This is a genomic window from Psychrobacillus sp. FSL H8-0510, assembly GCF_038008345.1.
Lineage (GTDB): Bacteria > Bacillota > Bacilli > Bacillales_A > Planococcaceae > Psychrobacillus > Psychrobacillus psychrotolerans.
The window spans coordinates 3,731,699-3,751,902 of record NZ_JBBOYZ010000001.1 but is presented as its reverse complement, the minus strand read 5'-3'; the positions used below and the strand labels follow the sequence as shown (position 1 = coordinate 3,751,902).

Sequence of the window (20,204 nt, the reverse complement as noted above, 5' to 3'; positions counted from 1 at the left end):
TAGGAGGGATAGCATAATATGAAAAAGAAATTCAAGTTTACATTAGCATATCAAATATTAGTAGGTCTAATCCTAGGGATTATTGTGGGTGCAGTTTTCTTTGGAAATCCTTCAGTAGAAAAGTACTTGCAGCCAATAGGAACCATGTTTATCAATATGATTAAAATGATAGTTGTTCCTATCATTGTTTCAACTTTAATCTTAGGTGTTGCGGGAACTGGTGATATCAAACAATTAGGTAAATTGGGTGGGAAAACACTAATTTACTTTGAGCTTGTAACAACCTTTGCTATTATCATTGGATTATTTGCAGCAAACATTTTCCAACCTGGTGAAGGGATAGATATGTCAAGCCTTGCTAAAGGTGATATCGATCAATATGTTCAAACAACAGAGCAAGTCCAAAAAGAGGATCATGGGATATTAGATATAATTGTAGGAATAGTTCCTGATAATATCGTGCAAGCGATGGCGGCAGGAGAAATGCTTCCAATTATTTTCTTTTCGGTATTATTTGGGCTAGGTATTGCGGCAATCGGTGAAAAAGGAAAGCCTGTTTTAGCTTTCTTCCAGGGTACAGCAGATGCGATGTTCTGGGTCACAAATCTTATTATGAAATTTGCTCCTTTTGGCGTTTTTGCTTTAATCGGAGTAACAGTTTCTAAATTTGGTCTCGAATCCTTGTTGCCGCTGGGCAAGCTAATGATTCTTGTGTACGCTACAATGATATTCTTTATAATCATTGTACTTGGAGGTATAGCAAAATTTGTTGGAATCAATATATTCCATCTACTAAAAGTACTAAAGGACGAACTTCTTTTAGCGTATTCAACGTCAAGTTCAGAAACAGTTTTACCAAAAGTAATGGAGAAGATGGAGAAATTCGGAGCACCAAAAGATATCGTATCGTTTGTAGTGCCAACAGGATATTCGTTTAACTTGGATGGTTCTACGTTGTATCAAGCAATCGCGGCAATCTTTATAGCTCAGATGTATAATATTGACTTAAGTATTTCTCAACAAATTACTTTAGTACTAGTTCTAATGGTCACTTCTAAAGGTATTGCAGGAGTTCCAGGGGTTTCGTTTGTTGTGTTACTGGCAACTTTAGGAACAGTTGGTATCCCACTTGAAGGTCTAGCCTTCATCGCTGGAATTGACCGTCTTCTAGACATGGCTCGTACAGTTGTTAATGTTGTAGGAAATGCACTAGCTACGATCGTTATGGCTAAGTGGGAAGGCCGATTCGATCAAGAAAAAGAAGAAGCGTATTATCTTTCTTTAAAGAAAACGGTGTAACATCTTTTATAGAAAAAGGTCACTATATTCTAGAGTCATAACAACAAAAAAACCGGTTATCCAATTGGATGACCGGTTTTTTGTAGTCTCAGAAAAGCTCTACGATAAATTTAGTAATGAATGGTGTGCTTCGTTAAAGACCTGACTTGAAACTGTGCTTCAAATGTTGAGTTTTTTAAATAAACGAATTGTCTATAGATGTTGGTCTTGGAGTTTCGTCCTCGCTAATATGTTTTATGTTCGTTGTAAAGCTTAGAGCCAGGACGACAATACTTGATAAGGTTAGCAATACAATCTTCTTTTTCATTTTATAAATCCTCCCAATTATTAATAAATTTTTGTTTAAATAAAACCTGATTTGCTTTTTGATAATATATACTTGCTGCTTTAAACTTGTGATGTTTAAAAAGATAGTCTGCCAATAATATAGAATACTTTTGAACATGTCGTCCATCTTGTTCGTTTTCAAAATAACTTATAGCTTCTGTTAATACCATTTCAAGTTCTTCCGTTTGGTTAAGGTAATGACTATAAATTTCAAGGTGGTAAAAATAAGCAAAATAATTTTTTGTAGATGATTTTTCTTGAGCAATTTTTATTAATCCTTTTTGACACCATTGCAGAACCTGTTGATGGTCAGATTGCTTGGAATACTCTTTTATAATAGATAAAGTTGTTAGTAAGTATCCTTCCGCATTACAGTCTTCTTCTTTAATTTTTAAACTAAGCTTATAAAACTCTATTGCTTTTTCAGGACACCCTTGAATGGCATATAAGGACCCTAGGTTTTGGTAAATCACCTCCTCATAGTTAATCAATTTATAGTCTTTCGCAAGCTTTGCCGCTAAATAATAGTTCTTTTCCGCTTCTTGAAATTGTCTCATTTTTTTATAGGCAATTCCTATAACAATGTAATTATCAATAGCTCTTTCGAATAACAGATTATCTTTATAGTAAAGTAGTGATTTGGAAGCGTAATTAATTGCATTAAAAAATTCATTACATTTTGAGTACGTTAAACTAAGTACATTATAGAAATCAGCTAATTCCCATTCTTCAATACTCCCTTTATTTAAGTGTCCTAATGAAAGCTCTAACCGGTTTAATGCAGCTTGGTAATTCCCCTCTAAATAACTATAAATCCCCAAATTCAAATTAAGAATAAACTTTGTTTTCTCGTCTATCTCGTCTTTTATTTGTACAATTGCCTTATAGATTGACTGCAGGTTTTCCTTCTTCTCATCTAGTATTAACAGTAGACGGAAGAGGTAAAGTTGATAACTGTAATAATTATTTAGTTGTAAAAAGTGTAGTTTTTCGTCGGTGTATTTCTGTAAAGCTCCCCTTATAAAGTTTTTATCTCTCTTCAAAACTCCTATTTTGTATAATTCGGATAGGGATGTAATCACTTTATTTTCCTTTTCACTGGACACTTGATCTATTTCTATATCTAGTTTTTTGAGTAATAAATTTACTACTTCTTCACTTGGAACAGTTAAACTATTTTCTATTTTACTTAAATAGGATGTAGAGCAGATTCCTTTGGCCAATGTGGTTTGTTTCATACTTTGGTCTATTCTTTCTGATTTTATTATATGACCTATACTACTCATTTTCTTCACCCCTTATGAATTAGTAATGTACTAATTCTTGAAATAATCTAAATATCCTTTTTCAATCGTTCGACCAAAAACGACTACTAAATTGTAGAAAGACTTATTATATTGTAGAGAATTGTAGAATATTGATACAATAATTATCCGAATTAATTTAGAAGTAGTAAATTTTCATTAAAATAGGAAAATAGGTTGAGTTATATAGTAATAAGGGAAGAACTCAGGTAATGTTTCCCAACCTTTAATCATTCTAAATATAACAAAAATTTAGTATAATTAAATAAAATATTAATAAAAAGGAGGAAGAAGACTAACGTGAGATAAAATTGTTTTTGGACAAGTAAGTTTTAGCAATACAACAGTCCTACTTTAAATGGTTTTACTCAACGGGAATATCAATTGTTTGGGAATGGTAAATAAAAGGGAAAGGGGGGTACACATGATTGGGGAGGAAAACATCGTACAATTAATTGGAAACTTTGGATTTCCTATTGTAGTCACTATTTATTTATTACATCGCTTTGAAAATAAAATAGACTCTCTCGAAAATACCATTCACAATATAGCAAATGTTGTTAACAATAGTATAGAAAAAAGAAAGTGAACATGTAACAAGAAGGATTGAGTTCCTGTTGATAATATAGATTAAAATTATTCTTTTAAAGGTAAGCTAAGCTTATTTTCACTAACTATAATTTTCTTCTAAGAAAATGCTAGAAGTGAAAAGTAATCCATCCTGAGTAATAACTCAAAAATGGATTACTTTTTTAATGTGAATAAGGGGAACTACTGTTATGCAATATAATCCTCTTTGGGGATATCGTCGGCAGCACCTTTATTGTAATATTTCCCTTTTGTTAATACTGCTATAAAAACAGTAAGAATTGCTGCTAAAATAGCTGCAAAGAAAGCAGCGGTACTTTGTAAAAATGAACCCATATAACCTAATGCTGCAAATGTACCTATGCCACTAGCAACGATTAAAGAAACAACTCCAACAGGATTCCATTTGTAGAGAAATTCTTGTCGAGCCTCATAATAACCATTCCCAATTTTCAAAGCTTTTTTAACGACCAATGCATCGGTCACCAATATAGCTGCCCATGATAGTAAAAATACACCTTGAAATGTCATAGCTGTATCTAAATGATCTACAATACCACCGAGCATTAGAATTATTGCAGTAATTGCACTTACAACCACCCAAAATCTGCGTCCAGGTGTAAATTTAAAAATGTTTTCAAAGAAGTTTGATAGCGATAGGGAACTACTATATATGTTAGTAATATTTATACGTAGTTGAGTTAGCATCGTGAATAATGCTCCACCAATACCTAGAAGCATTACAATATAAACTCCTGGATTTGGTTCACCTAAGCGAACACCAAACCAAATACCAAGACCCCCCATAATACCGAAGCAGAAAATCTGTGGAATAAAACCGATTGCCACCGAACCAATTTTAATATCTTTTGGTTTTAGAAAACGAGCATAATCAGATGCTAGTAGGGCTGTTAGACCCATTATTCCATGTTGAACACCTATGCAAAGGAGTAAGGCTTGTCCTCCAACTTGAACGCCCTCAGGTAAATAAGTCCAAAAAGGTCCTTCAAATACGGAAGGTTTATAAAATGATATAACAACTGCTGTTATTAAGAAAACTACAAATATAGGTAGAGACCACTTTTGTAACTTATCTAGTTGTTTAATTCCAAACCAGTTTAAAGGTATAACGATAAAACCGAAGAAAATGATTAATGCCCATTCTTGTAGGTTAGGGAAGAAGGTGTGAACCGCGGATACTAAAATGAGTCCTTCAAATGCACAATACATAATAAAGTTTGTCGCGTAGAGGAACGATGTTAGGGAAGCACCTATATAGCCAAAACCACCGCCTCTAGATAATAAATTGACATTCATACCAGATTTCGCGGATAAGTAAGCAATGAAGGTTCCTAATATACCGGCAACTACTATTGCGTAAATCGAGGAGATAATAGCATTTAGTGCCCCAAATTGCAGAGCCATTACACTACCCATTTGAAAGTAAAAAATGGCAGTGGCTATGCCGAATGTAATATTGGTTATACTTAACCAACCCATATTTCTTTGGCTACGGGGTACCTTTTCTAATGAATAATCTGAGTCCATTTGTTCTGTTACTTTGTGATCTGTAGTTTGGACAGATCTCATAATATCATTCTCCTTTAAAAATAATTACCAATGTAAGTAGACACATTAATAACTAAATTCTCATTGTTTTTATATTTCCACCATTAATTATAACATATACCTAGCTAAGTATTAATACTGAGGTAGTTGACAGAAATATATGTGTATTGTAAACTATGAAACATAATTGAATATAACCTCACTTAGTGTAGTGAGGTAGAGGCGCGATATTTAACAGTCCTTAGTGGAGTTTGAGAAGCTACGATGCTAGGGAGAAGGAAATGTCGCCGAAGTTTGTAATATTACTCGTTATTACTTGCTGGGTCTGTAGTTAATAATTGCAGGACTGTCCACTATAAACATCCCGGTTTATAATGGTGTGCTATCTCATTTGGGAAAAGTAGAGGACCTGGGCAACTATACATATTGCGACCTGAGTTCATCTCAGGTCTTTTTTTGTACAAGTTGTCTTTTTTTATAGGCAAGAACATATATTGATAAAAAGGGAGAAATTAGAATGAAAAAAAGATTAGCATTTTTAACGATATTTGTATCTATTACATTGTTATTAGCGGCATGTGGAACGGCTGATAAAGAGACTTCGGGATCTTCAACAGCTAAAGATACGGCTGATACATTTACAGTAGGCTTAGAAGCAGGTTATGCACCTTTTAACTGGACTCAACTAGACGATTCCAATGGTGGAGTGAAGATTGATGGAAACGCAGAGTATGCTGGTGGATATGATGTGGAAATTGCTAAACGTATTGCGGATGGATTAGGAAAGGAACTAGTTATCGTTAAAACAGAGTGGGATGGGCTTGTGCCATCATTGCAATCAGACAAAATTGATGCAATTATAGCGGGAATGTCACCTACAGAAGAGCGTAAAGAAACAATCGACTTTTCGGAAAACTACTATACTTCCAACTTTGTTATGGTAGTGAAAAAAGGTGGAGCTTTTGAAGGGGCTACTTCTATTCAAGACTTTAGTGGTGCTAAAATTACAGGTCAGTTAAATACTTCTCACTATGGTGTAATTGATCAAATCAAAGATGTGCAAAAACAACCAGCATCTGATAATTTCTCTGCAATGCGTGTAGCATTAGAATCTGGAGTTATTGATGGTTATGTGTCTGAACGTCCAGAAGGAATTAGTGCTTCTTCCGCTAATGCCAACTTTGCAATGGTTGAATTTACGGATGGATTTAAAGCGGCAGAAGAGGATACAGCAGTAGCAGTAGGCTTAAAAAAAGATAGTAAATTAACAGAAGATATTAATAAAATTTTAGCGGAAATTTCTGAAGAAGAAAGACAAGAAATTATGGATGCTGCTATCAATAACCAACCAGCGGCAGAATAAGGGTGAAGTGATACCGGCTGCATCTTTTTGCAGTCGGTTTTTATATGGAATATATGCTTTCTAATTATTAACTATCTAGCTCCAGACGCCAGCAGCGTCTGCGACTTTTCTAAGAAAGGAGGGAAATGTATGAGCATTGAATATATTATTTCTATGATTACTAATAACTGGCCGATGTTCCTTCGTGGAGCAGGAATGACATTATTAATATCAATTATTGGTACAATTTTTGGTGCAGTTATTGGCTTGCTAGCAGGGGTTATTCGTACAATTCCTAAACCTGAAAGAAAAATGAAACGTATTTTGTTAAAAGTAGTAAATCTAATACTTTCTGCATATATTGAGTTTTTTAGAGGAACTCCGATGATCGTACAGGCCATGGTAATATTCTATGGATCTGCGCTTGCTTTTGGGATAGATATGGACCGTACAACAGCAGCAATATTCATCGTTTCGATCAACACGGGTGCATATATGGCAGAAATTGTACGGGGCGGTGTTATTTCCATTGATAAGGGGCAATTCGAAGCTGCACAAGCAATTGGTATGAATCATGTTCAAACAATGTGGAGTGTTGTTCTACCTCAAGTCATCCGAAATATTTTACCAGCAACAGGAAATCAATTTATCATTAATATTAAAGATACGTCTGTCTTGAATGTAATAGGTGTTACGGAACTATATTTTCAAGCGAAAACAGTTGCAGGTATAAGCTTTAAATACTTTGAACCATTCTTTATAGCATGTATTTTGTATTTCGTCATGACGTTTACAGTAACATTAATATTACGATATATAGAGAGAAGATTAGACGGCCCGGAAAACTACAGTATGATTGGTCAGCCGCCACCGCAACTTATGTTACCTAAAAATAATGCGAATATCGATTAAACGAAGGAGGAGAAATCTATGGGAAATGTCATCGAAGTTCAACATTTAAGTAAATCCTTCGGAAATCATGAGGTCTTAAGAGACATAGATTTTTCAGTGAACAAAGGAGAGGTTATTTGCATCATCGGTTCCTCTGGATCAGGAAAATCTACTTTACTTCGTTGTATAAATTTGTTGGAAAAGCCTAGTGGCGGTCAAATTATTTATCGTGGAGAGAATATTTTAGATGAAAAACATGATATCCATGCCTACCGAAAAAAGTTAGGAATGGTTTTTCAACAGTTCAACTTATTTAATAACCATAATGCGTTAAACAATTGTATGGTAGGTCAAGTAAAGGTATTAAAACGTTCTAAAGAGGATGCCGAAAAGATTGCGTTAAAATACTTAAAAGTAGTGGGAATGGATCATTATGTAAATGCCAAGCCTAAGCAACTATCAGGTGGTCAAAAGCAACGTGTCGCTATAGCAAGAGCACTTTCCATGGAACCGGATGTCATGTTATTTGATGAACCTACCTCCGCACTGGATCCAGAAATGGTTGGAGAGGTATTAAAAGTGATGAAAGAGTTAGCAAGTACGGGACTTACAATGTTAATAGTGACACATGAAATGGAGTTTGCTAAAGAAGTAGCCGATCGGGTTGTTTTTATGGATAAAGGCGTAATTGCTGAGGAGGGACCTCCAGAACAAATTTTCAACAACCCGAGGGAAGAAAGAACTAAAACATTTTTAAAACGAACATTAAGTTAATAACAGTATGGAGGAATCGAAAGGTGGACCTTTTCAATCTGATAAAAAAAGAACGAGAATACTGGCTTGTGGATCAACATAAAGTATCCCATATTCCAAATATAGATTATTTAGTTGCGTTCGATCAATTATTAACAGAGTGGAAAGAACAAAATGTAGCATATCTATCCCTTCTGATGGATGAAGAAAATGAGGATTGGCTTTTAAAGCGTCGGTTCAAAAAAGTGTCGTCTATTGTAGAGTACACAAAGACACTACAAGGACCATTTAAAAATACTAGTGATTTTCAAGTAGATGCTCTCTCTGAGAGTCAAGTTACGGATTCTGATTTTGCTAGATTGTATGATGCATGTAGGAGTGGCTCAGCGAACAAGAATAAGCTGTTTTCTATCAGTCAAATAATGGAGTCATTAGAACTTGAATTAGGTACTAATTGGCGAGATCAATGTTTTATCTTTTCTCAAAATGGTAGGAACTACGGTATTAGTATTCCTCATATTGAACAAGGCACGACAGAAGAAGGTAGAATGTTTTACTTTGGGGTAGTTCCAGAGCAACGTCAAAAAGGATATGGAAAGATATTTCATGCTATTTCTTTAGAGCTTTTGAAAAAATTAGGTGCCAAGATATATGTAGGGAGTACAGACACAGGAAATGCCCCTATGAGACGGATTTTTGAAACAAATGGATGTATATTACGAGATATAAAGGGGATTTACCGAATAGACATGAAAAAAGTGGATGAACTCAGAAGATGAGTCCTCCACTTTTATTTTAGTTTTTGGAAATTGCTTCTATTGAAGCGGCAACTTTAGAAATGATTAATTCATTACCTAAAAGTGGAGATTCTTTAGAAGCTTCAGGAGAGCCAGACTCGGGACGTTTATGCGATTCTTTGAAGAGATCACTGTCTTTCCATGCTTGGAAGTTTTCTTCTTTCTCCCAGTACATATTTACATTCATTTCATCATATTCAGTTGGTCCTTGAGTAATAGCGACCTCTACTTTGATGAAGCCTTCCATTTCTTGAAGGGGGCTTGGTTTTGTGAAATTTGGAGCCATTTTTTCTGCAAATCCTGGTTTGGTTTTGATGCGATTCGTTACAATAATCATTGTACATTCTCCTTTCTTATTAGATAAAGTTAGTATAGCATTCCTTTTTTCTTATTCCTACAAAGAGCATTTACCTCTATTGTTCTACTGCTTCCTCTTGATAAACTGGGACCCACCCCTCTGTTGTTACAAATATGCGTACAGCAACAACTTTACGGTCCTCTGATAATGTGAAGTAATGTGTAATATTCTCAGGCACAGATATCAAATCACCAGGTGAAAGATGAACTTCAAAGTAGCGTTCATCCTTGCCTTGTATGATGAAGACACCGTGACCACTTACAATATAACGAACTTCATCGTCGGTATGAAGGTGTTTGCGTTCGAAATTTTTTAACAGTTCGTCTAAGTTTGGGTTCGAATCTGAAAGAGAGATAATATCGGCCGCTTGATAGCCACGGCGACTAGAGATATCATCTATTTCAATTTGGAAGGCTTGGAGAATCTCTTGCTTTTCTCCGTCGCTTAAGTCAAACTTTTCACGAAGGTTTTCTGGTAGTTTGTTAATATCCCAATGCTCATAAATTACTTCTTGGTTCTCTAAAAATGCTGCTACCTCTTTTTGCTCTTTAATTGTTTCATTTGTTCCTTGAATTTTAATAATAGCCATTAACAATCTTCCTTTCTATTTTGAGTGTATTTGATGTAGTGCTAATTGATACTGAAATAAAAATTCGCAAGCTTCAAGTAATTTTTTTGCCTCAAATCCATCTTTTCCCCAAACAGTTATTCCGTGATTTCGAATGAGTATAACTCCCTTGTCTGCAGAAATATACGGTGTAAACTCTTCTGCAAGCTTTGGTATATGGGCGTAGTTAGGGATAATGGGTATCGATAGTATGGCATCCTCTTCCCACATTCCAAAAGCTTTAATAAGTTCAATACCTTGAAAATCCACTGAACCTTTGTCACCATATAATTCGGAAATAACGTTATTTGCAACTGTATGGATGTGTAAGCTACAACCTGCATTTGTTTCGCGATATATTGCACAGTGTAATAATGTTTCGGCTGATGGAGTTAAATGTGTATTTTCGACTGGGTTTCCATCTGCATCAACAAGTAAAAAATCCTCTGCTGTTCTCTTTTTTTTATCTTTTCCGCTTGCTGTCACTAAGAACTCCATAGGATTATCATGTACTTTAATAGCAAGATTACCGCTCGTCCCCATAAACCAATCCCGTACGGCTAATTCATCTTTTATGTCTGCAAGTTCTTCCCATTTATCTTGTAAAGTCATATTTCCACACCTAACTTTGCGTCAATAATTTTTATCACATCGTGGAAGTTCTCAAAAGGTTCATAGGGAATATTCAATTCATCGCATTTTTCGATTAAGAAATCCCTCGCAATAACGACATTACCTAATTTTGCTGCTTCAAGATCAGTGATGGAATCCCCAATCACAACGCTCACAGCATCTTGGTCAAGAAGGGTACGAATAATAGAGGGTTTACAGCAACCACAGCCTTGGCTAGTACATTGATCATCACAGCTATACGGAAACTTAATGTGAATTGTATCCTTGGAAAATTCGGATGTATTACAATAGACTCCTGTAAATGGCCCGAATGGTTCTAGTAGCTTGTGGACAAAAAAGTCTATGCCGCCACTTACGATGTAGAGTGGTATGTTGTGTTTTTTTGCATACGAGACAAATTCACTAAACCCATCACGGATGACTGCCTGCTTAAGCACAAAAGAGATAATGTCATCTTTTGACTCAACAGGAAGGAGTGTGAACATTTTTGCTACACCATCTTGTATGGAAATTCGTTGTCCTAAAATATCATCTTTAATCGATGTCCATTCTGGTGGAGCAAACTCTTTCATGATTGCCATAATGTTATCCTGATTGGTAATAGTTCCATCGAAGTCACAAAAAACTACAAGATTACTCATATTATCACCTCCATAATTCAAGTGCTGTGTTTAATTCACTCTGGGTTTTAGCTGCTTCTTCTAATGGAATACCTTCCAAAACAGCCGATACTGCCTGTCTAAAAGCCAAACCTCCTCCGGTTGCACCGGCCGGATGACCGTGTACTCCACCCCCGGCATTAATGATGCTGTCGATTCCATAGTCATTCATTAACAGTGGTACGAGACCAGGGTGAATGCCTGCAGAAGGCACCGGAAAGCTTTGTTTTACTTCACTAGGCTTTGTTAGTTCTTTCCCTAAAGAGAGAGCTACAGATTTTTCAAGTGCAACACTGCCATAAGGAGAAGGGAATAATGAAAAATCTGCTCCTGCATAGCGGGTAAGCTTACCAAGAACAAGTGCCGTGGAAACTCCATAAAATCCTGAGGACGTGAATGCTCCACTATAAGCCGGATGAGCCATGAGTGGTAATTGAATCTCTTCGTCCTCTGCTAACTCCTGAAGAACGTCTAAACCGTATGCATGGACATTAAATAAGAGTGCATCTGCTCCAAGTTCCCGTGCTTTTTTGGCCTTGTCCTTTAGTTTGAATGTACGTCCCGACAAATTTACTGCGTATAGAGTACGATGACCAGTTTCTTCATACACTTGTCTTAATACCTCTCGACCAGTAGAGATACGTGTTTCAAAAGAAGTAAGTGGATTGTCAAATAGGATTTCGTCATCTTTTACAAGGTCAACTCCACCAAGTGCTTGTTGCTTCAGTTGTTGCGCTAGGTACTCGATATCTCTTCCAATGACACCTTTGAAGATACTCATGATGAGTGGACGTTCATAAACTCCCAATCTTTCTCGGATACCTTGAATGCCGAAGCGAGGGCCAGGGAAATGGGATAATATATTTGTGTCAAATTCTAAATCCAATAATTTTACTTCTCCATCCAGAGATAGTTTGCCGAAAACGGTAGTTAAAATTGCTGGTATATCTGCTGAAAAATTTGCGGCAGGATAGAATACTTTAATTTCTCCTTTAATTATTTCGGGATGAATAGGGTGAAGAATATTTTCAAATTCAGTAACTGATCGTACAGTTCCTTTATGTTTTTTTAGCTGTTCCTGTTCTAAAAAGGCTAAATTGGTCCAAGAACCAATAGTCAATCCAAGAGCAATATCATCCGCTTTTTTTTCAAAAGAACCAGACTTTCCGTATAGTTGATAGTGCGCAGTAATTCCACTCATTTTTTCACTCCTAATATTAGAAAAGCGTAAGTGCCTAGGCGCTAGAGCTAGACAGATAATATAAAAAACCTCTTCAAATAAGAAGAGGTTAATAGCTTAACAACTTCTTATCTCTCAGCCATTTGACTGCAAGAATTAGCACCGTGTTCATAATTGAATCGGTTGCCGGGTATCATAGGGCTTGTCCCTCCACCTGCTCTAAATAAGAAAAAATATTCAGTTTGTATTTAATAAATTATATTGATTATTCCATGCATTAAAAATTCTGTCAACAAGAAATTGAAAAATTATCATTATTCAAAATTGTATTGACATAGCTTTTTCTAATATGCTAGGATTCTAAACAAACATCATAGTTGTACCGCACTCTTATCAAGAGCAGGCAGAGGGATAATGGCCCGATGACGCCCAGCAACCGACCGTAATACCGTTGTGAGACGGGGCGCTTTATGCGCCGGAATGTAAAATTCCGTAAGGCACGGTGCTAATTCCATCAGAAAGTTTACTTTCTGAGAGATAAGAGGTTCAGAATCTCTTATTCTAAGCCTCTTTCTTTTGGAAAGAGGTTTTTTATTTTGTAAATGAGAGGACGATCATAATGGCGGTAGTAGCAATGAAAGAATATGAATCATTAACTAAAGAAACGGTAATTTCACTGGCGATAGAGTTATCATTATTTTCTAGCGAAGCTCCATTAGTTTGCGAAGAGATTGGTGATGGAAATCTAAATTATGTATTCCGTGTAACAGATGGATCCGGTGAGAAAGGCATTATTATTAAACAGGCCTTACCCTATGCAAAGGTCATCGGGGAGAGCTGGCCACTTACTTTGAAAAGGGCAAAGATCGAAGCTAGTGCATTACAAAAACATGGAGAATACGCAGTTGGATTAGTCCCAAAAGTTTATGCAACTGATGAAAGCTTAGCAATCACAATCATGGAAGATCTGTCTCATCTTGAAATAGTTCGTGAGGGCTTGATAAAAGGAAAGTCCTATCCTAAATTATCAACCGATATTGGCGAATATCTAGCCTTAACACTTTTCAATACTTCTGACTTTGCACTCCACCCCTTTGAAAAAAAGTCACTTGTTGTAGAATTTTCTAACCCCGAGCTATGTAAGATCACAGAGGACTTAATCTTTACAGATCCTTTTTTTGATCATGAAACAAATGACTTTGAGCCAGCATTACAAGCAGAAGTGGAAGCTATTTGGAATAACAACTTGTTGAAATTGGAAGTAGCCAAGCTAAAAAGAAGTTTTTTGACGGAAGCCGAAGCTTTGTTACATGGGGATCTTCATACCGGAAGTATATTTGCGAGTGAAGCGGAAACGAAAGTAATTGACCCGGAATTTGCATTTTACGGCCCAATTGGATTTGATATTGGCTTATTTTTGGGGAACTTAATAGTTCAATCCTTTACGCGTCAAGATGACCAACGGGATGCTATACATACCCATATACAGAATACGTGGAACACATTTTGCGCTAAATTTTCAGAGTGTTGGAAAAAAGGAAAGTCCGATTTATATAAAAGTATAGAAGGCTATGAGGCATTTGTGCTAGAAAAAATATTCCATGATTCCGTAGGGTTTGCAGGCTGTGAGCTAATTCGTAGAACGATTGGACTAGCACATGTGAAAGACTTAGATAGTATTGAAAACCATGAGCAACGAATTTTAACTAAAAAACAAACGCTTAAAGCTGGAGAAAGACTAATATTGAGTCGTCATGAAATAAACTCAATAGATGCTGTAATTGAGCTGTTAGGAGAAATTCAATAATGAATGTTCCATTATCGATTAAGTGGGAAGGTAAGCAGTTAATAATTTTAGATCAACAGAAACTTCCCCATGAAATTATCTATATAACACTAGAAAATATGAAAGAAGTTCACGATGCAATTATTACTCTGAAAGTTCGTGGAGCTCCAGCCATTGGAATTACGGCAGCGTATGGATTAGCTATTGAGGCGCAGAGTTATCAAACAAATTCAATGATAGATTTTCTAGAATACTTAAAAAGAGATGCAGCATACTTGGGTGAATCTCGACCTACTGCTGTCAACTTGGTTTGGGCACTTAACCGTTTGTTGAAAGTAGCGAGTCCAATAGATAGTGTTTCGGATGCAAAGCAGATTCTAATTGAAGAAGCAAAAATAATTCACAAGGAAGATGAGGAGTCCTGTCAAAGTATCGGCGAGTTTGCACTCTCTCTACTTGAAGATAAAACGAAGGTAATGACGATTTGTAATGCTGGTTCTATAGCCACCGCTAAGTATGGTACTGCTTTAGCTCCTTTTCATCTAGGGAAGGAACGTGGAAAAGAATTTGAAGTGTTTGCATGTGAAACTCGACCTGTCTTTCAGGGCGCCCGTTTAACAGCATGGGAACTGCAACAATCAGGTGTCGATGTGACGCTCATAACAGATAGTATGGCTGCACATACGATAGGCGCAAAGGGAATAGAAGCAATTATCGTTGGAGCAGATCGGATAGCAAAAAATGGAGACACAGCAAACAAAATAGGAACCCTAAACTTAGCAATTCTTGCATCTGTATTTGGAATTCCATTTTATGTGGCTGCACCGTCCTCTACATTCGATTTGTCCATAAATAATGGAGAAGAAATTCCAATAGAGGAAAGGAAAGTAGAGGAAATTATTAATATTAACGGCAAAGCTATTACCCCATCAAACACAAAAGTATTTAACCCTGCTTTTGATGTGACACCAGCTAAATATATCACTGCCATAATTACAGAAATAGGTATTATTTATCCAAACTATCTTGAAAATATTTCAACTCAAATAGTCGATTCAATTGAAAAGGAGAAGGATTATGAAAACAAATAAGTACTGGTTAATATTTACGATTTTAGTAATAGCGGTTTTACTCGCTGCATGTCAGCCAAAAGCTGAAGGAGAAACAACTAAGTCATCTAGCTCTAACGGTGATGCCAAGGCTAAAGAAAATCCGTTAGCCGGCAAGAAAATTGCATTAGTTATGCAACAAAATTTAGGGACATTTTCAGCTCAATATATTGAAGGGGTAAAGGAGCAAGTAGAGAATTTTGGTGGAACAGTAACGGTGTTTACTTCTGAAGGAGATTTATCTAAAATGGCGTCCAATTTGGATGCCGCTGTGAATCAAGGAGTTGACGGTATTTTAATAGATCATGGCACAAAAGAATCACTGAACCAAGGAGTTGAGAATGCGGTTGCAAAGGGAATTCCGGTTGTCGCATTTGATGCGGGAGTAGAAGTTGAGGGAGTAACCTCTTTAGAACAAGGCGATGAAAAAATGGCTCAAATGACACTAGAAAAACTAGCGGAAGATTCAAATGGGAAAGCCAATATCGTGAAAATATGGGTAGCGGGTTTTGCTCCAATGGAAAGACGACAAGTAGCATATGAGAATTTTCTAGGAGAGAATCCAGGGATAAAAGAAATTGCCACATTCGGTGCAGCAACGCAAAATACAGCTTTAGATACTCAGTCACAAATGGAAGCGGTATTAAAGCAGTATCCCAACAAAGGTGAAATCACCGCTGTTTGGGCTGCTTGGGACGAGTTTGCCAAAGGTGCAGTTCGGGCGATAGAGCAAGCGGGACGTACAGATATTAAGGTATATAGTATCGATATGAGTGATGAAGATTTACAGATGATTCAAAATGAGAATAGTCCCTGGGTTGCCTCGGCAGCAGTGGATCCTAAGGATATCGGCCGTATTCAAGTTCGTTATTTATATCAAAAAATAAGCGGAGGCAATGTAGAAGAAAAAGTAGTATTAGAACCAGTTTTTGTAGAAGCATCTAAATTGCCGAAAGAAACAGTAACAACTAATGAACTCAGTGATCATATTGAAGGTTGGGGAGCAAGTGATCAAGGTTACACAGATGAATTAAAAGGATTAGAGGAAAACAGATAACTTAAAAGAATTTAAGCTGTCCTGTTTAATGGGACAGCTTTTTTCAGAAAGGAGCAATCGATGCTGAATCCTTTTCTTTCCATGAAAGCTATAGATAAATCATTTGGAAATGTAAATGCTCTGAAAAATGCTGAATTTGAACTTAAAAAAGGCGAGGTTCACGCTTTACTTGGGGTAAATGGCGCAGGGAAAAGCACGCTTATGAAAGTACTCTCTGGTGTGTATGAGCAAGATGTGGGAGAAATTTTGTTAGAAGGAGAAAGAATACGTATACGTTCGCCTAAAGTCGCAAAGGATTTTGGAATTTATTGTGTATATCAAGAAGTAGATACTGCCATCGTTGCGGAACTCTCGGTTGCAGAGAATATATTGCTGGATAAGATTGTTGCTGGTTCTAATATGTTCATCTCCAAAAAGAAACTGAATAGGGAAGCACGGAATGCCCTGAAGCAGTTACAGGTAGTCAATATTTCAGTAGAAATACCTGCATTTATGCTCTCTCTAGCAGAAAAACAGTTGGTATTGATAGCGCGAGCACTTGTAAGTTCTGCAAAGGTTATTATCTTCGATGAACCGACGGCACCTCTATCCCTAAATGAATCTACCAAGTTATTTTCAGTCATTAAAAAGCTAAAAGCGACAGGAGTAGGGTGCATATTCATATCACATCGACTACCAGAAGTATTTGAGATTTGCGATCGGATGACCGTTATGGCAGAAGGTACGTTAGTTGGGACCTATAATACTTCTGAGACTAACCAAGAAGAGATTGTTGAAGCTATGCTAGGAACTTCTTATAGCAAAGATTTTCCTGCTCGTAAACATGTATTAGGAAATACATTACTTCGTGTTAAAAATATATCAAGAGGAGAAAAGGTAAGGGATATTTCTTTTCAAGTGTCTGAAGGAGAAATTGTTGGGATTGTCGGTCTTGTAGGGGCGGGGAAAACAGAGTTAGCTAAAACGTTATTCGGATATTCTCCATATACAGAAGGAAGTATGGAAATCCTAGGAAACACCTTAAAAATAAAGCATCCCAAAGACGCGATAAAAGCCGGTCTAGTTCTTATTCCAGAAGAAAGACGAAAAGAAGGGCTATTTGTTCAAGAATCATTACGAACCAATGCGTCTTTTCCTAATTTACAAAATTTTTCTCGTCTCTTATTTATGGATAAAAAGAAAGAAAAGTCCTTTGCAAAAGAGATTATTAAACGATTACAAATTAAAACAAGTAGTACTGAGACACCACTTGTGTATTTGAGCGGAGGAAATCAGCAAAAGGTTGCTATCGGCAAATGGACTTCGCTTGATTCCTCTCTTTATTTGTTTGACGAGCCAACAAAAGGCGTCGATATTGGTGCAAAAACTGATATTTATAGGATGATTCGTGAGTTTGCTGAAAAAGGGAAGGGTTGTCTTTACTTTTCAAGTGAAATTCATGAAGTTCTAGGGATTTCTGATCGCATTTTAGTTATGTATGATGGTCATATCGTGAAGGAACTATCACGGAAAGAAGCGACCCAGGAAAGGATTTTGCTTTATGCAAGCGGCGGTAAAGAGGAATAAGTTGCAAGAACGAGGTACAAATTTTTTGTTCAAGTTTGGAGCTATTGCGTTACTTATTTGTATTATTATTTATTTTAGTTCAATAAGCGATGCCTTTTTTACATATGCAAATTTCACAGATATTCTGCGATCTATTTCAATCGTTACCCTATTAGCATTGGGAGTTACCTTCACACTTGTAGTAGGAGGTTTTGATTTAAGTGTAGGTTCAACTATGTCGCTATCTACAGTTGTGACAGCCTCTCTGATGGTTTGGTACGAGATGCCTCTATGGCTTGTATTGATTGTACCTATTGTAGTTGGAGTATTAGTGGGTTTGTTGAATAGTTTCCTTATTGTAATTATAGGTATACCTGATTTGCTAGCAACATTAAGTACGATGTATATCGTTGCGGGCTTCCATCGAACTTATACAGAAGGTTATTCTATTTACAATAATATGCCCCTTACTTCGGGTGGAACTGCTCCAGGGCAATTCTCAGAGGCATTTCTTTGGATTGGTCAAGGTAGATTACTTGGTTTACCTGTACCTGTTTGGATTATGTTAATACTCGTTGTAGTAGCTTATATTGTTCTCAATCATACACGGTGGGGTCGTATTTTATATATGACAGGTGGCAATGAGGAAGCGGCAATATTGTCAGGAGTGAACACACGCAAAGTGAAGTTCATTGCGTACATCATTTCTGGTATTTTTGCTTCATTGGCTGGAGTATTATTTACTGCAAGGGTCGGGTCAGGTCAAATTGATGCCGGTACCCCACTTTTAATGGAGGCGGTTGCTGCAGTTTTCGTGGGCTATTCGGTATTAGGAATTGGGAAGCCTAATGCGTTAGGCACTTTTTTTGGAGCAGCGGTAATTGGCATCCTACTTAACGGGCTAACACTTTTGAATTTGCCTTACTATGCATTTGATATTATTAAAGGAACAGTATTAGTTTTGGCGCTGGCAGCAACTTACGTTTATGCGAAGAAACGTTTTTCACGGGCTTAGCAAGAAGAAGATCTTCCTAACCAAATAAGATTTTTTCAAAAATATTAAAATAAAATGGAATCATCGTTGAAATTTAAGATAATCTACTTCATTATGAAAGGTAGAGAATCTCTAATGTTCTGACTAAGAGATAATACACTAGATGAAGGAAGTAGTTTATGTCCGAGGATAATATTACACGTTTATATGTCAACGATAAAGAAATTATATTAATCGGTACAGCACATGTATCAAGACAGAGTGCGGAACAGGTAAAGGAAGTTATCGATAGAGAACAACCAGATTCTGTTTGTATTGAATTGGATGAGCAAAGATACCAATCTATTATAGATAATAATAAGTGGAGGCAGACGGATATCTTTAAGGTTATTAAGGATAAGAAAGCTACTCTATTATTAATGAACTTGGCGATTTCATCATTCCAAAATCGGATGGCTAAACAGTTTGATATTAAACCTGGCCAAGAAATGATACAAGGTATTGCAAGTGCAAATGAGAACGGGGCTGAGATAGTATTAGCGGACCGTAATATTCAAACTACTTTTTCACGTATATGGCATAATCTTGGCTGGACTGGAAAATCTCAATTACTTACTTCGGTTTTCTTTAGTATTTTCAGTAAGGATACAATATCGGAAGAAGAAATGGAGAATATGAAATCAAAGGATACGTTAAATGCTGTACTAGCTGAGTTTACTGAAACCTTTCCAAAGTTAAAAACACCTTTAATCGATGAGCGTGATCAGTACTTGGCTCAAAAAATTAAGGAAGCACCAGGTAAGAAAATTATAGCCGTTTTAGGGGCTGCACATGTCCCTGGTATTACAAAGGAAATTCATAAGGAGCAAGATTTAGCAAAGCTTTCGGCTATTCCGCCTAAGTCAATTGTTCCTAAAATAATCGGTTGGGCTATTCCAATTCTAATTGTGGCGCTAATAGTGATCACATTCTTTACAAATCCTTCTGCTGGTTTTGACCAAGCACTCAGTTGGATTCTATGGACGGGTTCTATGGCTGCAGTAGGAGCAGCGGTAGCGTTAGGACACCCATTGGCAATTCTAGCTGCATTTGTCACAGCACCAGTTACAGCGCTTCATCCTATCTTAGCGTCAGGTTGGTTTTCTGGGCTTGCCCAAGCATATATCAAACGTCCAACGATAGCTGATTTTGAAAAGTTATCAGAAGATGTCTTTACGATCAAAGGGTTTTGGAGAAACAAAGTTACGAGGGTATTACTTGTTGTTGTATTAACTAACTTATTTGGATCGCTTGGGACATTTATAGGTGGGGCAGATGTTATACGAGTATTTTTCAAAAATTTCTAAGTAGCTTATCCCTTGTGAAGCAAAGTGCTGAACAGGGGATTTTTTAAAATTCTAAGCTAT

Annotated in this window: 20 protein-coding genes and 3 riboswitches; of the genes, 12 read left to right on the top strand and 8 right to left on the bottom strand. The window is 36.6% G+C overall.

Going from position 1 to position 20,204, the window contains the following annotated elements:
* Positions 1-18 precede the first annotated feature (18 nt).
* Positions 19-1,299 (top strand): glutamate/aspartate:proton symporter GltP, encoded by a 1,281-nt coding sequence (gene gltP, locus MHI40_RS19130; RefSeq protein WP_093537968.1) that lies wholly within the window; start codon positions 19-21, stop codon positions 1,297-1,299.
* A 175-nt stretch (positions 1,300-1,474) separates the two neighbouring features.
* On the opposite strand, the gene MHI40_RS19125 is transcribed toward gltP, so the two are convergent.
* Positions 1,475-1,606 (bottom strand): hypothetical protein, encoded by a 132-nt coding sequence (locus MHI40_RS19125; protein ID WP_281249759.1) that lies wholly within the window; start codon positions 1,604-1,606, stop codon positions 1,475-1,477.
* 1 nt (position 1,607) lies between these two features.
* Complete coding sequence (locus MHI40_RS19120) at positions 1,608-2,912, bottom strand: helix-turn-helix domain-containing protein (protein WP_340764237.1); 1,305 nt, start codon at positions 2,910-2,912, stop codon at positions 1,608-1,610.
* Positions 2,913-3,354: 442 nt separating this feature from the next.
* On the opposite strand from MHI40_RS19120, the gene MHI40_RS19115 reads away from it, so the two are divergent.
* Positions 3,355-3,519, top strand: a complete 165-nt coding sequence (locus MHI40_RS19115; RefSeq protein WP_093062371.1) for a YvrJ family protein — start codon at positions 3,355-3,357, stop codon at positions 3,517-3,519.
* Between the two features lie 188 nt (positions 3,520-3,707).
* Here the strand turns inward: MHI40_RS19115 and MHI40_RS19110 are convergent, their stop codons facing one another.
* Entirely contained in the window at positions 3,708-5,108 is a 1,401-nt protein-coding gene (locus tag MHI40_RS19110; RefSeq protein WP_093537966.1) for a purine-cytosine permease family protein, read from the bottom strand.
* A gap of 188 nt (positions 5,109-5,296) precedes the next feature.
* Positions 5,297-5,480, top strand: a riboswitch (Lysine riboswitch).
* A 124-nt stretch (positions 5,481-5,604) separates the two neighbouring features.
* On the opposite strand from MHI40_RS19110, the gene MHI40_RS19105 reads away from it, so the two are divergent.
* From MHI40_RS19105 to MHI40_RS19090, 4 genes are all read left to right on the top strand, one after another.
* Entirely contained in the window at positions 5,605-6,450 is an 846-nt protein-coding gene (locus MHI40_RS19105) for a transporter substrate-binding domain-containing protein (RefSeq protein WP_340764226.1), read from the top strand.
* 129 nt (positions 6,451-6,579) lie between these two features.
* Positions 6,580-7,341 (top strand): amino acid ABC transporter permease, encoded by a 762-nt coding sequence (locus MHI40_RS19100; RefSeq protein ID WP_340764224.1) that lies wholly within the window; start codon positions 6,580-6,582, stop codon positions 7,339-7,341.
* Positions 7,342-7,359: 18 nt separating this feature from the next.
* Positions 7,360-8,094 carry an amino acid ABC transporter ATP-binding protein gene (locus MHI40_RS19095; RefSeq protein WP_340764222.1) on the top strand — a complete coding sequence of 245 codons (735 nt, stop codon included), beginning with the start codon at positions 7,360-7,362 and terminating at the stop codon, positions 8,092-8,094.
* A 23-nt stretch (positions 8,095-8,117) separates the two neighbouring features.
* Positions 8,118-8,852 (top strand): hypothetical protein, encoded by a 735-nt coding sequence (locus MHI40_RS19090; RefSeq protein ID WP_340764220.1) that lies wholly within the window; start codon positions 8,118-8,120, stop codon positions 8,850-8,852.
* 16 nt (positions 8,853-8,868) lie between these two features.
* Here the strand turns inward: MHI40_RS19090 and MHI40_RS19085 are convergent, their stop codons facing one another.
* The 5 genes from MHI40_RS19085 to mtnW all read right to left on the bottom strand — a co-directional run bounded on the left by MHI40_RS19085 (position 8,869) and on the right by mtnW (position 12,328).
* On the bottom strand, positions 8,869-9,207 hold the full coding sequence (locus MHI40_RS19085; RefSeq protein WP_093537961.1) for a heme oxygenase: 339 nt from the start codon (positions 9,205-9,207) through the stop codon (positions 8,869-8,871).
* A gap of 76 nt (positions 9,208-9,283) precedes the next feature.
* The gene (locus tag MHI40_RS19080; RefSeq protein WP_340764216.1) at positions 9,284-9,817 is read right to left on the bottom strand and encodes a 1,2-dihydroxy-3-keto-5-methylthiopentene dioxygenase; all 534 of its coding nucleotides are present in this window, start codon (positions 9,815-9,817) and stop codon (positions 9,284-9,286) included.
* Positions 9,818-9,832: 15 nt separating this feature from the next.
* Positions 9,833-10,447, bottom strand: coding sequence for a methylthioribulose 1-phosphate dehydratase (locus tag MHI40_RS19075; protein ID WP_340764214.1), 615 nt, complete (start codon positions 10,445-10,447; stop codon positions 9,833-9,835).
* Positions 10,444-11,109, bottom strand: a complete 666-nt coding sequence (locus MHI40_RS19070; protein WP_340764212.1) for a 2-hydroxy-3-keto-5-methylthiopentenyl-1-phosphate phosphatase — start codon at positions 11,107-11,109, stop codon at positions 10,444-10,446. Before MHI40_RS19070 ends, MHI40_RS19075 begins: the two co-directional genes overlap by 4 nt.
* Before the next feature lie 4 nt (positions 11,110-11,113).
* The gene (gene mtnW, locus MHI40_RS19065) at positions 11,114-12,328 is read right to left on the bottom strand and encodes a 2,3-diketo-5-methylthiopentyl-1-phosphate enolase (protein ID WP_340764210.1); all 1,215 of its coding nucleotides are present in this window, start codon (positions 12,326-12,328) and stop codon (positions 11,114-11,116) included.
* Positions 12,329-12,432: 104 nt separating this feature from the next.
* A riboswitch (SAM riboswitch) is annotated at positions 12,433-12,537 on the bottom strand.
* A 157-nt stretch (positions 12,538-12,694) separates the two neighbouring features.
* Positions 12,695-12,851: riboswitch (SAM riboswitch) on the top strand.
* Positions 12,852-12,926: 75 nt separating this feature from the next.
* On the opposite strand from mtnW, the gene mtnK reads away from it, so the two are divergent.
* From mtnK to MHI40_RS19035, 6 genes are all read left to right on the top strand, one after another.
* Positions 12,927-14,114 carry an S-methyl-5-thioribose kinase gene (mtnK, locus tag MHI40_RS19060; protein ID WP_340764208.1) on the top strand — a complete coding sequence of 396 codons (1,188 nt, stop codon included), beginning with the start codon at positions 12,927-12,929 and terminating at the stop codon, positions 14,112-14,114.
* The gene (gene mtnA / locus MHI40_RS19055; protein ID WP_340764206.1) at positions 14,114-15,184 is read left to right on the top strand and encodes an S-methyl-5-thioribose-1-phosphate isomerase; all 1,071 of its coding nucleotides are present in this window, start codon (positions 14,114-14,116) and stop codon (positions 15,182-15,184) included. The genes mtnK and mtnA overlap by 1 nt, the downstream gene beginning before the upstream one ends.
* Positions 15,171-16,259 (top strand): sugar ABC transporter substrate-binding protein, encoded by a 1,089-nt coding sequence (locus tag MHI40_RS19050; protein ID WP_340764204.1) that lies wholly within the window; start codon positions 15,171-15,173, stop codon positions 16,257-16,259. The genes mtnA and MHI40_RS19050 overlap by 14 nt, the downstream gene beginning before the upstream one ends.
* A 60-nt stretch (positions 16,260-16,319) precedes the next feature.
* The gene (locus tag MHI40_RS19045) at positions 16,320-17,825 is read left to right on the top strand and encodes a sugar ABC transporter ATP-binding protein (RefSeq protein WP_340764203.1); all 1,506 of its coding nucleotides are present in this window, start codon (positions 16,320-16,322) and stop codon (positions 17,823-17,825) included.
* Positions 17,800-18,819, top strand: a complete 1,020-nt coding sequence (locus tag MHI40_RS19040) for an ABC transporter permease (protein ID WP_340764201.1) — start codon at positions 17,800-17,802, stop codon at positions 18,817-18,819. The genes MHI40_RS19045 and MHI40_RS19040 overlap by 26 nt, the downstream gene beginning before the upstream one ends.
* A gap of 158 nt (positions 18,820-18,977) precedes the next feature.
* Positions 18,978-20,144 carry a TraB/GumN family protein gene (locus tag MHI40_RS19035; protein WP_340764199.1) on the top strand — a complete coding sequence of 389 codons (1,167 nt, stop codon included), beginning with the start codon at positions 18,978-18,980 and terminating at the stop codon, positions 20,142-20,144.
* The last annotated feature ends 60 nt before the right edge of the window (positions 20,145-20,204 follow it).